This is a genomic window from Micromonospora sp. NPDC000442, from assembly GCF_042898635.1.
In the GTDB taxonomy this organism is placed as follows: Bacteria; Actinomycetota; Actinomycetes; order Mycobacteriales; family Micromonosporaceae; genus Micromonospora.
This window is the reverse complement of sequence record NZ_JBIAYZ010000018.1, coordinates 22,481-37,094: the sequence shown is the minus strand read 5'-3', so window position 1 is coordinate 37,094 and position 14,614 is coordinate 22,481. Positions and strand designations below refer to the sequence as shown.

At 70.6% G+C, this 14,614-nt stretch carries 14 protein-coding genes and 1 tRNA gene; 2 read left to right on the top strand and 13 right to left on the bottom strand.

From position 1 onward, the window contains the following. Positions 1-296: 296 nt before the first annotated feature. Complete coding sequence (locus ACFY2A_RS24255) at positions 297-1,526, top strand: NB-ARC domain-containing protein (RefSeq protein ID WP_387174888.1); 1,230 nt, start codon at positions 297-299, stop codon at positions 1,524-1,526. Positions 1,527-1,578: 52 nt separating this feature from the next. Here the strand turns inward: ACFY2A_RS24255 and ACFY2A_RS24250 are convergent, their stop codons facing one another. The 11 genes from ACFY2A_RS24250 to ald all read right to left on the bottom strand — a co-directional run bounded on the left by ACFY2A_RS24250 (position 1,579) and on the right by ald (position 11,454). Then, entirely contained in the window at positions 1,579-1,779 is a 201-nt protein-coding gene (locus ACFY2A_RS24250) for a hypothetical protein (RefSeq protein WP_387174788.1), read from the bottom strand. Continuing rightward, positions 1,703-2,545 (bottom strand): tyrosine-type recombinase/integrase, encoded by an 843-nt coding sequence (locus tag ACFY2A_RS24245; protein WP_387174786.1) that lies wholly within the window; start codon positions 2,543-2,545, stop codon positions 1,703-1,705. Before ACFY2A_RS24245 ends, ACFY2A_RS24250 begins: the two co-directional genes overlap by 77 nt. A gap of 113 nt (positions 2,546-2,658) precedes the next feature. After that, positions 2,659-2,732: transfer RNA gene (locus tag ACFY2A_RS24240), tRNA-Pro, on the bottom strand. Positions 2,733-2,933: 201 nt separating this feature from the next. Continuing rightward, a complete protein-coding gene (gene der, locus ACFY2A_RS24235) occupies positions 2,934-4,334 on the bottom strand; it encodes a ribosome biogenesis GTPase Der (protein ID WP_387174784.1) in 1,401 nt (466 codons plus the stop codon). Beyond that, a complete protein-coding gene (gene cmk / locus ACFY2A_RS24230; protein WP_363925174.1) occupies positions 4,331-5,011 on the bottom strand; it encodes a (d)CMP kinase in 681 nt (226 codons plus the stop codon). The genes der and cmk overlap by 4 nt, the downstream gene beginning before the upstream one ends. A gap of 147 nt (positions 5,012-5,158) precedes the next feature. Beyond that, the gene (locus ACFY2A_RS24225; protein WP_387174782.1) at positions 5,159-5,929 is read right to left on the bottom strand and encodes a pseudouridine synthase; all 771 of its coding nucleotides are present in this window, start codon (positions 5,927-5,929) and stop codon (positions 5,159-5,161) included. Next, positions 5,916-6,953 carry an SMC-Scp complex subunit ScpB gene (gene scpB / locus ACFY2A_RS24220; RefSeq protein ID WP_387174780.1) on the bottom strand — a complete coding sequence of 346 codons (1,038 nt, stop codon included), beginning with the start codon at positions 6,951-6,953 and terminating at the stop codon, positions 5,916-5,918. Before scpB ends, ACFY2A_RS24225 begins: the two co-directional genes overlap by 14 nt. Continuing rightward, positions 6,950-8,002, bottom strand: coding sequence for a segregation and condensation protein A (locus ACFY2A_RS24215; protein WP_387174886.1), 1,053 nt, complete (start codon positions 8,000-8,002; stop codon positions 6,950-6,952). The genes scpB and ACFY2A_RS24215 overlap by 4 nt, the downstream gene beginning before the upstream one ends. A gap of 139 nt (positions 8,003-8,141) precedes the next feature. After that, the gene (locus ACFY2A_RS24210; protein WP_164450082.1) at positions 8,142-9,065 is read right to left on the bottom strand and encodes a ParA family protein; all 924 of its coding nucleotides are present in this window, start codon (positions 9,063-9,065) and stop codon (positions 8,142-8,144) included. Positions 9,066-9,340: 275 nt separating this feature from the next. Continuing rightward, positions 9,341-10,342, bottom strand: coding sequence for a site-specific tyrosine recombinase XerD (locus ACFY2A_RS24205; RefSeq protein ID WP_387174884.1), 1,002 nt, complete (start codon positions 10,340-10,342; stop codon positions 9,341-9,343). After that, a complete protein-coding gene (gene ald / locus ACFY2A_RS24200; RefSeq protein ID WP_363925172.1) occupies positions 10,339-11,454 on the bottom strand; it encodes an alanine dehydrogenase in 1,116 nt (371 codons plus the stop codon). The genes ACFY2A_RS24205 and ald overlap by 4 nt, the downstream gene beginning before the upstream one ends. Before the next feature lie 228 nt (positions 11,455-11,682). Between ald and ACFY2A_RS24195 the strand changes: the two genes are divergently transcribed. Further along, positions 11,683-12,003: a TM2 domain-containing protein gene (locus tag ACFY2A_RS24195; RefSeq protein ID WP_387174882.1), complete on the top strand. Its 321-nt coding sequence runs from the start codon at positions 11,683-11,685 to the stop codon at positions 12,001-12,003. 104 nt (positions 12,004-12,107) lie between these two features. Here the strand turns inward: ACFY2A_RS24195 and ACFY2A_RS24190 are convergent, their stop codons facing one another. Together ACFY2A_RS24190 and ACFY2A_RS24185 are read right to left on the bottom strand one after the other, a co-directional pair. Next, complete coding sequence (locus tag ACFY2A_RS24190) at positions 12,108-12,737, bottom strand: NUDIX domain-containing protein (protein ID WP_387174879.1); 630 nt, start codon at positions 12,735-12,737, stop codon at positions 12,108-12,110. A 20-nt stretch (positions 12,738-12,757) separates the two neighbouring features. Then, on the bottom strand, positions 12,758-14,497 hold the full coding sequence (locus ACFY2A_RS24185; protein WP_387174777.1) for a CTP synthase: 1,740 nt from the start codon (positions 14,495-14,497) through the stop codon (positions 12,758-12,760). Positions 14,498-14,614 lie beyond the last annotated feature (117 nt).

Sequence of the window (14,614 nt, the reverse complement as noted above, 5' to 3'; positions counted from 1 at the left end):
CTCCGCGTACGTCGGCGCCAGCGGACGCCTCGTCGGTACCTCGACAAGGTCCGCCGCCGAGATGCCCATCCGCGCCAACAACAACCGCGCCGCGCCCACCTCCGCCGGGCTCGCACCACTCACGACACACCACCACCCAGCACCGTGGCATGGGCCTGGCCGACGAACGCGTCCAACGCCCCCACCGGACACACCAGCAGCAGCCCGACCGCCGGATCCGTCCGCAACCTAGGCTCAAGAAGCTCGTACAGGTGGGATGGTTGCCGCCAGCGGCGTCCTAGCGGCAAGACCGACGCCTGTACGTCGACCTGCGGACGGCGGCGAAGTCGGACACTACCGAGGTCGGGGCGCGGGTTCTAGCGGGAATGGGCGGGGTGGGCAAAACCCAGCTGGCTGCCCAGCTCGTGCCCCATCTGGTTGAGCGCCGGCGGTTGCATTTCCTGGTGTGGGTGACGGCGACGAGCCAGGACGCGATCGTGACCCGATACGCCGAGGCCGCGAGCGTTCTTGGCCTTGCTGAAGCCGGGGTATCTCCTAACGATGCGGCCATCCGCTTGTTGGCATGGTTGGCGCACACCGACCGACGGTGGCTGATCGTGTTGGACAACCTCGACAACCCGGCCGACGCCACCGGTTGGTGGCCGCCGGCGTCCGCCACCGGCTACACCGTGGTTACCAGCCGGGTCCACGAGGATGTTTGGGGCAGTGACATCCGAGCGGTGACCCCGGTCGGTCTCTTCCATCCGGACGAGGCGATCGCATACCTGCGCAGCGCGGTCGTCGATCCCGGGAGCCGCGAAGGTGCAGCAGAGCTGGCGACTGACCTCGGCTACCTACCGATCGCCCTGGCGCAGGCTGCCGCCTACATCCGAGAACGAGGGCTTAGCTGTGAAAGCTACCGGCAAGAACTCGCCGACAGACGCATCCGCCTACGGGAGCTGCTGCCCGACTCTACGGCGCTACCGGACGAGCATGCCGCCCGCCTCGACGCAACGTGGTCGCTGTCCAACGAAGCCGTCGACCGTCTAGAGCCGGCCGGGCTTGCCACACCGATAGTACTCGACGACCGGATGAGAATTCTCGGAGCGGACCACCCGCACACCCTCACCAACCGGCTCCACCTCGCCAACTGCCGAGGTGCGACCGGGGATCCTGCTGGCACCTCCGCCGATCTCGCCGAGCTGCTGCGCGATCACCTACGGGTCGTTGGACCCGATCATCCGGACACCCTGGTCACTCGCCGTGAAATGGCCTGTTGGCAAGAACGCGCCGGAGAGACGCGCGAAGCGGTCCGCGATCTTCAAGAGGTGGTCCAGGACATGCTGCGCGTTCTCGGGCCCTGCCACATCGAGACAACGTCCACGCGCCACGAGCTCACCAGGGTCCAGGCCAGAGTGGAGGATCGAGCTTCTGACGCGCCCCGTAGCCGGTTTCCCAGGTCGCCATCAACTCGCTACGGCTCTCGTCGATCGCGTACCGCGTCATCGCCGCCCCCTCTGCGAAAGCTCGCCGCAGCCTACCGGTGACGGCGCGGTCACCCACGGCCCCGTGTGGGTGACCGCGTCTGCCGACCCCCGCCTATACGCGCTCGCCGATACCCAGTCGCGCCCGCGCCTGGGTCTCCTGCGCCCGCTCGGCTGCGGCGCTGGCGCCGTAGTGGCGGGGCATGTCCTCGGAGGTCCATCCGAGTAGGAGCATCAGGTCACCGGTGTCGCCGCCGGGGCGTTTCCACTCGTGGGCGAAGCTGTGCCGCCACCGGTGGGCGTGCACGTCCGCCACCCCGGCCGCGGCGCCCAGCCGTTTGAGCAGGATCTTGATGCCGTTCGGAGTCAACGCTGCGGTGCCTCGCTCGGCCAGCCACAGGTGCGGCAGGGCAGCAACCCTTGTGCTTGTCCCGAGCCCGCAGATACCGCGACAGCGCCCGGGCGGTCTTGGGCCCGAACCGCACCCGCCGGTCCTTGGCGCCCTTGCCGTGGAAACGCACCGACTCCGTGTTCAGGTCCACGTCCGCGGCCAGGAGATTGCCGACCTCCGACAGGCGGGCGCCGGTGTTGCAGTACACCCGGATCAACGCCTCGTCGCGCAGGTTCGCGAAGCCTTTGCCCTTGCAGGCGTCGAGAAGCTTGCTGGTGTCCTCGTCGCGCATGACCGGGATCAGCTTGCGGGGCGTCTTCGGCTGACGCACCCGCTGCATCGGCGACCGGTCGATGGCCTCCTCGTCGAGGAGCAGCCACTTGAAGAACTGCTGCAGTCCCTTGTGCTTGTTCACCGCCGTCGACGCGGACCTGGTCTCGATCATCCAACCCTGGAACGCCTCCACATGCGCCCGCGTCACCGCACACGGATCCTCGGCCGCATCGGCGGCGTCCGGATCCGGCGAGTGGTCACCCAGGTAGCGGCCTAGCTGCGCGGCGGCGAGGAGGTAGTTGTAGCGGGTGGTCTCCGGATAGTTCCCGGCCCGCAGCGAGCGGTCCCAGTCGCGGAGGAATCCGGCCCAGGCCCGGGACAGCCCGACGGTGAGTTTCTGAAGATCCAGTAGTGGCATGACAACCTGCCCGAGTCAAGGAGTCCAACAGCGGCGTGCTAGACCAGGCATCCATGCCGAGCAATGAAAAGAGGGCTCCCGCAAGTCTCTGACCTGCGGAAACCCTCTCGCTGTCGGGACGGCCGGATTCGAACCGACGACCCCTTGACCCCCAGTCAAGTGCGCTACCAAGCTGCGCCACGTCCCGATTGCCTCCACAGGGAACTCCCCGCGACAGCCGGTACAGCTTAGCGCAGGCCCTGCTCCGCTCGCACCGGCCCCTCCTGCCGCCCCCGGTACCACCGGTGTCGCGTCCGCGCTGGCTCCTCGTGTGGGATGCCGCACTACCCCTAGAGCATCCTAGGAAACTGGATGGCCGTGCCGGCCTGGCGCAGCGGTGATCCGAGGGTCAGCCGTGTGCCTTGCCGCGGCCGCCGGGGCCGAGCTTCTTGCGGGGGCGTACCGAAATCTCGATCGGGCTGCCCTCGAAGCCGAACTCCTCGCGCAGCTTGCGCTCGACGAAGCGCTGGTAGCCGGCGTCCAGCGGACCTGTGGTGAAGAGCACGAAGCGTGGCGGTGCCACCCCCGCCTGGGTGGCGAAGAGGATCCGGGGTGCCCGACCGCCCCGCACCGGGTGTGGGGTCGCCTGGACCAGGGCGGTCAGCCAGGCGTTGAGCTGTGCGGTGGGGATCCGGGTCTCCCAGCTGTCCAGCGCCCGGTGCAGGGCGGCGGCGAGCTTGTCGACCGCCCGGCCGGTTTTCGCCGACAGGTTCAGCCGGATCGCCCACGGGATGCGGCGCAGTTCCCGTTCGATCTCCTTGTCCAGGTAGTACCGGCGGTCGCCATCGACCAGGTCCCACTTGTTGAAGGCGATCACCAGCGCCCGGCCGGACTCGGTGACCATGGACAGGATCCGCTGGTCCTGCTCGCTGATCGGCTCGCTGGAATCGAGCAGCACCACCGCCACCTCGGCCGCCTCGATCGCCGAGGCGGTACGCAGACTGGCGTAGTACTCGGTGCCGCTGGCCCTGCCGACCCGCTTGCGCAGCCCGGCCGTGTCCACCAGGTGCCAGGTGTCACCGCCGATGGTGACCAGGCTGTCCACCGGGTCGACGGTGGTGCCGGCGACCGCGTCGACCACCGCCCTTTCCTCGCCGGAGAAGCGGTTCAGCAGGCTGGACTTGCCGACGTTCGGCCGTCCCACAAGCGCCACCCGGCGTGGACCCCGAGGGCGGTACTCCGCCACCTTCGGTGCCTCCGGCAGCGCCGCCAGGATGGCGTCGAGCAGGTCACCGGAACCCCGCCCGTGCAGTGCCGACACCGGGTGCGGTTCGCCGAGGCCGAGTGACCACAGCGAGGTGGCCTCCAGCTCGATGTTGGCGTTGTCGGCCTTGTTGGCCACCAGGATCACCGGCTTGGCGCTGCGGCGCAGCATCTTCACCGCCGCCTCGTCGACGTCGGTGGAGCCCACCGTCGCGTCGACCACGAAGACCACCACGTCGGCGGTCAGCACGGCGGTCTCGGCCTGCGCGGCGATCGCTGCGGCGCGATCCTTCGCGTCCGGTTCCCAACCGCCGGTGTCCACCACGGTGAACGCCCGCCCGGACCACTGCGCGTCGTAGGGCACCCGGTCGCGGGTGACCCCCGGCACGTCCTCGACGACCGCCTGGCGGCGGCCGATGATGCGGTTCACCAGCGTGGACTTGCCCACGTTGGGGCGGCCGACCACGGCCACCACCGGCTGTGGACCGGTCTGCTCCTCGGTGTCCAGGTCCGGCTCACGCAGCTCGACCCAGCCGTCGTCACTCACGCCACTGACCGTTCGGCCAGCAGTGCCCGCAGCCGCGCCACGACCTCGTCGATGCCCAGCTCGGTGGTGTCGAGCACCACCGCGTCCGGTGCCTGGGCCAGTGGGTCGGCCTTGCGGGTCGAGTCCAGCTGGTCACGCCGGGCCAGGTCGGCGGCGGTGGCCGCGACGTCGGAGGCGTCCTCGGCGCTACGCCGCGCGGCACGCGCCGCCGCCGACGCGGTCAGGTACACCTTCAGGTCGGCGTCGGGCGCCACCACGGAGCCGATGTCCCGTCCCTCGACCACGATCCGTCCCGCCTTGCTGATCATGTCCCGCTGACGGGCCACCAGTAGCGCCCGGACCGCCGGCACGGCAGCCACCGCCGAGACGGCGGCCGTCACCTCGGGGCCGCGGATGTCGGTCTCGACGTTCACCCCGTCGACCGTCACGCCGTACCCCGCGGGGTCGGTGCCGATGCGCAGGTCCGCCTCGCCGGCGACCTTCGCCACCGCCTGCGCGTCGGTCAGGTCGACGCCGGAGCGCAGCACCGCCCAGGTGATCGCCCGGTACATCGCACCCGTGTCGAGGTAACGCCCGCCGAGGCTCGTGGCGAGCCGCCGGGAGACGGTGGACTTACCCGAACCGGACGGCCCGTCCACAGCGACCACGCAGCGCCCGGCCGGCACGTTTTCCTCCACCGTCGTCCTCCTCAGCCCGTACCTCACGATCCGTCAGCGACGACCGCGAGCGGTTGACCACACAATTCCAATGATGCCCGGCGCCGCGGAGCGCCACCGGCCGGGCCGTCAGGCAGCCTACCCGCAGCCGTACCCGCGACTGCCGCCTCAGTCACCCACGGCCTTGAACAGGGCGGCGACCTCCGCGTTGGTCAGCCTCCGGGTACGCCCGGCACGCAGGTCGCCGAGCCGGATCGGCCCGATGGAGGTACGCACCAGTCGGCTCACCGGGTGGCCGACCTCCGCGAGCAGCCGTCGTACGATGTGTTTGCGGCCTTCGTGCAGGGTCAGCTCGACCTGAGCGGTACGCCCCAGACTGTCCACCACCCGGAAGGCATCGACGGTCACCGGGCCGTCCTCCAGCTCCACCCCGGCCGCCAACCGCTTGCCGAGGTTGCGCCGGATCGGGCCGGAAACCTCACACAGGTAGGTCTTCGGCACCCCGTAGGAGGGGTGCATCAGCCGGTGCGCCAGGTTGCCGTCGTTGGTGAGCAGCAGCAGGCCCTCGCTGTCCGCGTCGAGCCGCCCGACGTGGTAAACGCGCTGCTCGACCCGGTTGCCGAGAAAATCGGCAAGCGCGGTACGCCCCTTCTCGTCCGCCATGGTGGAGACCACCCCGCGCGGCTTGTTCATGGCCAGGTACACCAGCCGGGTGTCGGCCGCCAGCCGCTCACCGTCGACGTGGATGACCGCCGTGGTCGGGTCGACCTTGTCGCCGAGCTGCGCCACCCGCCCGTCGACCGTCACCCGCCGACGGAAGATCAGATCCTCGCAGGCACGCCGGGAGCCGACACCGGCGGCGGCGAGCACCTTCTGCAGGCGTTCCGGGCCGGTGTAGACAGGGGCGTCGGGGCGGGGGGTGCGGTCATCGCGCGGCATCGGCAAGCTCTTCTACGTCGTCGGGGAGGAAGGGGGCCAGGGGCGGCAGGTCGTCGAGGCTGTTCAGGCCGAGCTTCTCCAGGAACAGGGTGCTCGTCCGGTACAGGTAGGCCCCGCTGTCGGACTCGGTGCCGCACTCCTCGACCAGGCCGCGAGAGACCAGGGTACGGATCACCCCGTCACAGTTGACACCGCGGATGGCGGAAATGCGCGACCGGGTCACCGGCTGCTTGTACGCCACCACGGCCAAGGTCTCCAGCGCGGCCTGGGTCAGCCGAACCGACTGCCCGTCGAGGATGAACCGCTCGACATGAGTGGCGTATTCCGCTCGGGTGTACAGCCGCCACCCGCCCGCCGCCCGGCGCAGCTCGAATCCGTGGCCAGCCGCGGTGAAGCCGGCCGCGATCTCGTCCAGCATCGGGCCGATCCGCTCGGCGGGCTGCTCCAACACCTGGGCGAGGACCAGCTCACTCACCGGTTCATCCACCACCAGCAGAATCGCCTCCAGCGCGCCGCGCAACTCGGCGTCGTCGAGCTCCGGCGCCGGTTCCGGTGCCGGCCGTACCCGCGCCACCGACCGCTTCCGCGCCGAACCCGGTGCGCCCTCCCCCGAGTCGCTGCGCCCCGGGTCCCCTCCCGAGGCACTCACTCCCCCAACGCTCTCCCCCGCATCGCCCTCCCCTCCCCCGGCACCTTTCTCGACCCGCGTGATCTTGGACGGAAACGGCCCCTGGAGGGGCACTTGCGCACCAAGATCCGCAGCGCCTACCGCAGCGGAGAGCGGGGCGTCGATAGATGGGGACGCATCCGTCGGCCCAGACACCTCCGTGGGGCCAGGCAAGTCCGTGGGCCTGGACACATCCACGGGTCCGGACACGTCCACGGGCGGGGAGGCATCCGTCGGTGCGGACGTATCGGCGGGTGGGGCGGCGTCCTCCGGTGGGGCTGAGGCGGGGCGCTGCCAGGGCGGTACCCAGGCCGCGGCCTGCTCGGCCAGGGAATCCGGCCGCTCTTCGTTGCTCATCCAGCTCGCTCCTCGGTCGTTCCCTTCGGATCAGCCTCGCCGACCTCGACACCCCCGGCACCATCGGCAGCATCAGCCCCGCCGACCTCGACACCGCCGGCACCAGCCCGGTCAGCGTCGGCACCAGCCCCGCCGGGGTCGGCCCTGTGCGCGTCGGTACCGCCCCCGGACGGAACGGACAGGCCGCCGGGAGGCTCGGTGGCAGGCTCGGGTGGTGTGCCAGCGTACTCGTCGATGGTCAGCGCCGTGCCGCCGTCGGCGGGACCTGTCCAGCGCACGGTCAACTCCTCCAGCGCCTGCTCCTGGACGAAGGCCACCACACCCTGCCGGTACAACTCGAGCAGGGCGAGGAACCGGGCAACCACCTCCAGGGTGGCCTCGCAGTCGGCGCAGAGCAGCGAGAAGCTGGCGGTGCCGGCCCGACGCAGCCGTTCGGCGATGATGCCGGCGTGTTCCCGGACGCTGACCCGGACCATGTGCACGTGGGCGACGGACACCTCGGGTACCGGTTTCGGGGTCATCGCCCGCACCGCCAGCTTGAGCAGCCGTTGCGGGCCGATCCCCAGCACCAGGTCGGGCAGCGCCTCGGCGTACCGGGCTTCGAGGGTGACGGCCCGCGGGTAGCGCCGACCGCCGACCTCCTCCAGTGCGGCGATGTGCGCCGCCGCCTCCTTGTAGGCCTTGTACTGCAACAGCCGGGCGAAGAGGAGGTCCCGCGCCTCCAGCAGGGCCAGGTCCTCCGGGTCCTCGACCTCGGCGGCGGGCAGCAGCCGGGCGGCCTTCAGATCGAGCAGGGTCGCGGCGACCAGGAGGAACTCGCTCGCCTCGTCCAGATCCCAGTCGTCACCCATGGCCCGGATGTAGGCGATGAACTCGTCGGTCACCTGGTGCAGGGCGACCTCGGTGACGTCGAGCTTGTGCTTGCCGATCAGTTGCAGCAACAGGTCGAACGGGCCGGTGAAGTTGGCCAGCCGCACGGTGAACCCGGCGCCCTCTGCCGGCTCAGCGCCCTCCGGGAGCCCAGCAGCCTCCGCCGGCTCAGCAACGATCCTCGGCTCCCCGGTGGTGTCCGGGGCCGGTGCGTCAGCCGCCACGGGCAGCGGTTCCGCTGCGGCGGTCGGGTCGAGGGACGGGGCGCTCACGTCGACGACGGTAGTCCACGGTCGGGACACCTCGGTTCAGCGCCTCCTACCGCTCGGCCTGCGCGGCGATCACCTCGCGGGCCAGCTGACGGTAGTTGCGGGCACCCGAGGAGGCCGGGTCGAGCGTGGTGATGGGTGAGCCGGCGACGGTGGACTCGGGGAACTTGACGGTCTTGGTGATCACCGTCTGGTAGACCTTGTCGCCGAACGCCTCCACCACCCGTTGGAGCACCTGCCGACAGTGCGTGGTACGGCTGTCGTACATGGTGGCGAGGATGCCCTCGAGCTCCAGGTCGAAGTTCAGCCGCTCGCGCACCTTGTCGATGGTGTCCAGCAGCAGCGCCACGCCGCGCAGGCTGAAGAATTCGCACTCCAGCGGGATGAGCACGCCGTGTGCGACGGTCAGCGCGTTGATCGCCAGCAGACCGAGTGACGGCTGGCAGTCGATCAGGATGTAGTCGTACTCCTTGCGGATGCTCTTGAGCACCCGGGCCAGAGCCATCTCGCGGGCGACCTCGTTGACCAGCTGGATCTCGGCGGCGGAGAGGTCGATGTTCGCGGGCAGCAGGTGCAGCCCGGCCACGTCCGTCTTGATGAGCACGTCATCGGCGGTGACGTCGTCCTGCATGAGCAGGTTGTAGACCGACAGATCCAGGTTGTGCGGGTTGACGCCCAGCCCGACCGAGAGGGCGCCCTGCGGGTCGAAGTCGACCAACAGCACCTTACGGCCGTACTCGGCGAGTGCGGCTCCGAGGTTGATGGTCGTGGTGGTCTTGCCGACCCCGCCCTTCTGGTTGGCCATCGCGATGATGCGGGCCGGCCCGTGCCGGTCGGTGGGCATGGGCTCCGGGATCGGCTTGCGCATGGTGTAGGCGGCCGGGTCCGCCGGGCCCAGATCCGAGCCGAGGGCGTTTTGCTGCTCGCGGAGCTCCGACGTCCAGGTCTCGGCACGGTCACCGTTGCCAGCCATGCTCGTTGCCCCCTCCCGACGACCGTGCGGCGTCGGAGCCGCCCGACGTCCTTCGCGGCGCCGCTGCGCACCCCGGTCCACTCGCCGCGAGGGCCGCGCCATGCCGACTGTACGCCACCGGCCAGCAGGGCGTTCGGCACCCGCTCGGCGTGTCGGCCGGCGGCACCGGCCACCAGCAGGTCACGCCGTCATCACGCCGCCGACACCGGCCGGATCGGGCGGCGACCGTACCGTCGGTCACCGGCCGATCCGGCACGACAGACCACCGTCGACGGTCAGTTCAGGGCTCGGGGATGTGCGGTGGCGTAGACCTCACGCAACCGCTCGACGGTGACCAGGGTGTAGACCTGGGTGGTGGTGACCGAGGCGTGGCCGAGCAGTTCCTGCACCACCCGCACGTCGGCACCACCGTCGAGCAGGTGGGTGGCGTACGAATGGCGCAACGTGTGCGGCGACACGGCGCGGGGGCCGTCGACGGTCAGCCCGGCCCGTTCGGCTGCGCGGCGCAGGATGGTCCAGGCGCCCTGCCGGGTCAGCGGGCCACCCCGGGCGTTGAGGAAGATCGCCGGGGTGCCCCGGCCGGCCGCGGCCAGCCCTGGTCGGGCGCGCACCAGGTACGCACCGAGCGCCCGCAGCGCGTACCCGCCGATCGGCACCAGGCGGGTCCGTCCGCCCTTGCCACGCAGCACTGTCACCCCGTCGTCGAGGTCCACATCGTCCACGGCGGCGCCGACGGCCTCGGAGATCCGCGCCCCGGTGCCGTACAGGAACTCCAGCAGCGCCCGGTCGCGCAGCGCCAACGGCGCGGTGTCCCCGGCCGCGTCGACCGGTCCGGCGGTCTCCAGCAGGGCGACCACGGCGTCGACCGGCAGCGCCCGGGGCAGTCGTCGCGGTGAAGCGGGAGGCCGCACGTCGCGGCTCGGGTCGGCGCCGGCCAGGCCCTCACGCAGCGCGAACCGGTGCAGTCCGCGTACCGCGCTGGCGGCCCGGGCCGCCGAGGAGACCGCGAGCGGCGGGTGCCCGTCGGCGCCGGAGCGCAGCCGGGCCAGATGACGTTCGATCTCCCCTGCGGAGACGGCCGACAGGTCGGTCACCCCGGCGGTGGTCAGCGACCCGAGGTAACGGTCCAGGTCCCGGCGGTACGAGGCGAGCGTGTTCGCGGCCAGTCCACGTTCGACGGTGAGGTGGTCCAGGTAGCCGCGGACGGCACGGCGCAGGGCCGGCGCGGGTTGCTGGCCCTCGCCGGCCTCGTCCGGGGTGAACGGCTCGTCGGTCAGGCCAGCACCTCGGTCAACGGCAGGGTGGGCAGGCCGTGCGACTCGGCGACCGGACCGTAGACGACCTGTCCGTCGTGGGTGTTCAGGCCCAGCGCCAGCGCCGGGTCGCGACGTGCGGCCTCGCGCCAGCCGTGGTTGGCCAGTTCGAGGGCGTACGGGAGGGTGACGTTGGTCAGCGCGTAGGTGCTGGTGTTCGGCACCGCGCCGGGCATGTTCGCCACGCAGTAGAAGATCGAGTCGTGTACCCGGTAGACCGGGTCGGCATGGGTGGTGGGCCGCGAGTCCTCGAAGCAGCCGCCTTGGTCGATGGCGATGTCGACGAGCACGCTGCCCGGCTTCATCCGGGAGACCAGCTCGTTGGGGATCAGCTTCGGCGCCTTCGCGCCGGGCACCAGCACCGCGCCGATGACCAGGTCCGCGTCCAGCACCGCCCGCTCGATCTCGTACGCGTTGGAGGCCACGGTCTGCAGGTGCCCCCGGTAGATGGCGTCGGCCTGGCGCAACCGGCCGACGTTCTTGTCGAGCAGCAGCACCTCCGACTGTAGGCCCAGGGCGATCGCGGCGGCGTTCATGCCCGACACACCGGCACCGATTACCACGGTCTTGGCCGCGTACACGCCCGACACGCCGCCGGGCAGCACCCCCCGGCCACCACCGGTACGCATCAGGTAGAAGGCGCCGACCTGCGGGGCGAGCCGTCCGGCCACCTCGGACATCGGGGCGAGCAGCGGCAGCGACCGGTCCGGCAGCTCGACGGTCTCGTACGCGATGCCGGTCACCTTGCGGTCGATCAGCGCGTCGGTGCACTCCCGGGAGGCGGCCAGGTGCAGGTAGGTGAAGAGCACCTGCCCCTCGCGCATCCGGTGGTATTCCTCGGCCACCGGCTCCTTGACCTTCAGCACCAGGTCGGCGGCGTCCCAGACCTCGTCGGCGCTCTCCAGGATCTTGGCACCGGCGGCGGCGAACTCCTCGTCCGTGATGCTCGACCCGAGACCGGCGCCGGCTTCGACGAAGACCTGGTGACCGCCGCGAGTGAACTCGTTGACGCCTGCGGGCGTGATCGCCACCCGGTACTCGTGGTTCTTGACCTCGCGTGGGATGCCGACCTTCACGATGCTGACACCTCTCCTCGGGGCACGTTCACCCCGCTGCGCGGCGCCGCAGCGGCCCCATTGCCGCCCCGGTCAACCGGTCCCGCCGGCGGCAGTCTAGGCGTGACCGCAGGTCAGCGGAGCCTGCACTGTGACACCTGCTCGCCGTGGCCGTTGACGATGTGTCAGGTGTGAGTACCCAGGCCGTCGGTGGACGTCACATCAGCCGTCAGGACAGTCTTCGGCACCATCGTCCCATCTGGTGCACACCGGTGCGGACAGCACATGAGTGGATCACTATTGTGTCGCCCCATGACCACTCCTCCAATGCAGCCCGGGTACCCCCAGGGCGTTTCTGACAAGAGCAAGGTCGTCGCGGGCGTCCTGCAGATCGTGCTGGGCGGCTTCGGCGTCGGCCGGTTCTACATGGGCGACACCAAGACGGGCGTCATTCAGCTGATCGTCACCCTCGTGACCTGCGGTATCGGCAGCATCTGGGGCCTCGTCGACGGCATCCTGATCCTGGTGAACGGCGGCGTCGACGCACAGGGCCGGCCGCTGCGCGACTGACCCACGGAACCACGCAGGGGCCGGGCGGTGTACCGCCCGGCCCCTGCGCCGCGTTCTCCACAAGACCGCACCCCAGCGCGAGCCTCTTGACGTCGCGTACCCGCTCAGCGGGGCAGCGGGGCGTCCGCCCGGCGCAACCCCGACCAGCCCGCCTCGCGGGCGCGGGCGGCGGCGAGCAGCCCGGCCACGCACGGTCCGTTACTGATCTCCCCCGCCAGCACCATGCCGACAGCCTCGTCCAGGTCGATCCGGACGACCTGCAGGTCGGCCTCCTCGTCGTGGCGGTGGTGTCGCTGCTCCACCGGCACCTCGCCGAGATCCCGGGCCAGGAAGACCCGGACCAACTCGTCGGTGAACCCGGGCGAGCTGTGCACGTCGACAAGCACGTCGAGCCGGCCGGCGGTGAGATCGACCTCCTCGGCCAGCTCACGCGTTGCCGTCACCGCCGGGTCCTCCCCGGAGACGTCGGTCAACCCGGCCGGCAACTCCCACAACCGCCGGCCCACCGGCTGACGGTACTGCCGGATCAACACCACCTGACCGGCGTCGTCCAGCGCCACCACCGCCACCGCGCCGACGTGCCGGACAAGGTCACGCGCGGCGGTGCCACCGCCGGGCATGGTGACCTCCTCGGTGACCACCTCGAAGATTCGGCCGCGGTAGCGCAGTTCCCGCGAGCGCACCTCGTAGCGGTGCTCAACGGCGGCGCGAGACGCCGCGCTACCGCACCCCATGGCCCGCTCACTCCGGTCACTCACGAGGCCGAGGCCGCCTTCGTCGCGGCGCCGTTGCGGGTGGCCCGCTCGGCAGCGGCGGTGTCCAGGTCGACCGGAAGCTGATCGGCCTGCGAGTACGTCACCGCGGCGTGGACGAAGGCGGCGAACAGCGGGTGCGGCCGGGTGGGGCGGCTCTTGAGTTCCGGATGCGCCTGGGTGGCTACGAAGAACGGGTGCAGATCCCGGTCCAGCTCGACGAACTCGACCAGCCGACCATCCGGCGAGGTGCCCGAGATGTGCAGCCCAGCCTTGACGAGCTGATCGCGGTAGGCGTTGTTCACCTCGTACCGGTGCCGGTGCCGCTCGCTGACCTGGGTGCTGCCGTACGCCTCGGCGACGATCGACCCCTCGGTGAGCGTCGCCGGGTAACCGCCCAGCCGCATCGTGCCGCCCAGGTCGCCCTTGCCGGCGACGATGTCCTGCTGGTCGGCCATGGTGGCGATGACCGGGTGCACCGCCTCGGCGTCGAACTCCACGGAGTTGGCGCCGTCCAAGCCGGCCAGGTGCCGGGCCACCTCAATGGTCATGCACTGCAGGCCCAGGCAGAGCCCGAGCAGCGGAATGCCGTTCTCCCGGGCGTACCGGGCGGTGCCGATCTTGCCTTCGATGCCCCGGACGCCGAAGCCGCCGGGGATGACGATGCCGTCGACCCCGGCCAGGGCCGCCGCCGCACCGGTCGGGGTGACGCAGTCGTCGCTGGGCACCCACCGCAGCTGTACCCGGGCGCGGTGGCCGAAGCCGGCCGCCCGGATCGCCTCGCTGACCGACAGGTACGCGTCGGGCAGGTCCACGTACTTGCCGACCAGGGCGACGGTGATGGTGTGCCGCGGCTGGTGCACCCGCTCCAGCAGGTCGTCCCAGCCTTCCCAGTCCACGTCCCGGAAGGAGAGGTTCAGCCGGCGCACCACGTACGCGTCGAGCCCCTCCCGGTGCAGCACCTTCGGGATGTCGTAGATGCTTGGCGCGTCCGGCGCGGCGATCACCGCCTCGGCGTCGACGTCGCAGTAGAGGGAGAGCTTGTGCTGGAGCTTCTCCGGGATGTCCCGGTCCGAACGGCAGACGATGGCGTCGGGCTGGATACCGATGCTGCGTAGCTGGGCCACCGAGTGCTGGGTGGGCTTCGTCTTGAGCTCCCCGGAGGGGGCGAGGTAGGGCACCAGCGAGACGTGCAGATAGAAGCAGTTGTCCCGGCCCAGGTCGTGGCGCACCTGGCGGATCGCCTCCAGGAACGGCAGCGACTCGATGTCACCGACCGTGCCGCCGACCTCGGTGATCACCAGGTCCGGGGTGCGGCCGTCGTCGTCCGGGTCGGCCATGGCCAGGATCCGGGACTTTATCTCGTTGGTGATGTGTGGGATCACCTGGACGGTGTCTCCGAGGTACTCACCGCGCCGCTCCTTGGCGATCACTTCGGAGTAGATCTGGCCGGTGGTGACGTTGGCCTTGCCGGACAGCGCCCGGTCCAGGAAACGCTCGTAGTGACCGACGTCGAGATCCGTCTCGGCACCGTCCTCGGTCACGAAGACCTCACCGTGCTGGAACGGGTTCATCGTGCCCGGGTCGACGTTGAGGTACGGGTCGAGCTTCTGCATCACCACGCGAAGCCCCCGCGCGGTCAGCAGGTTGCCGAGACTGGAGGCAGTGAGCCCCTTACCCAGCGAGGAGGCGACGCCTCCGGTGACGAATATGTGCCTGGTCGTCCGTGCTGAAGGGGCCAAGGCCTGCTCCCGTGTCGTCCGTCGCGGTCGTGCAGACCGCCGAGCCGATCAGCGAAGTGATCACGCGATCCACGGGATTCCACGGTAACACCTCCCCAGCGGCCGGCCGGTGCCGCA

Coding starts and splice junctions, on each gene's coding strand:
- ACFY2A_RS24245 (WP_387174786.1), bottom strand. CDS start 2,545: ATGCCACTACTGGATCTTCAGAAACTCACCGTCGGGCTGTCCCGGGCC.
- ACFY2A_RS24225 (WP_387174782.1), bottom strand. CDS start 5,929: ATGCCGCGCGATGACCGCACCCCCCGCCCCGACGCCCCTGTCTACACC.
- scpB (WP_387174780.1), bottom strand. CDS start 6,953: ATGAGCAACGAAGAGCGGCCGGATTCCCTGGCCGAGCAGGCCGCGGCC.
- ACFY2A_RS24210 (WP_164450082.1), bottom strand. CDS start 9,065: ATGGCTGGCAACGGTGACCGTGCCGAGACCTGGACGTCGGAGCTCCGC.
- ACFY2A_RS24190 (WP_387174879.1), bottom strand. CDS start 12,737: ATGGGGTGCGGTAGCGCGGCGTCTCGCGCCGCCGTTGAGCACCGCTAC.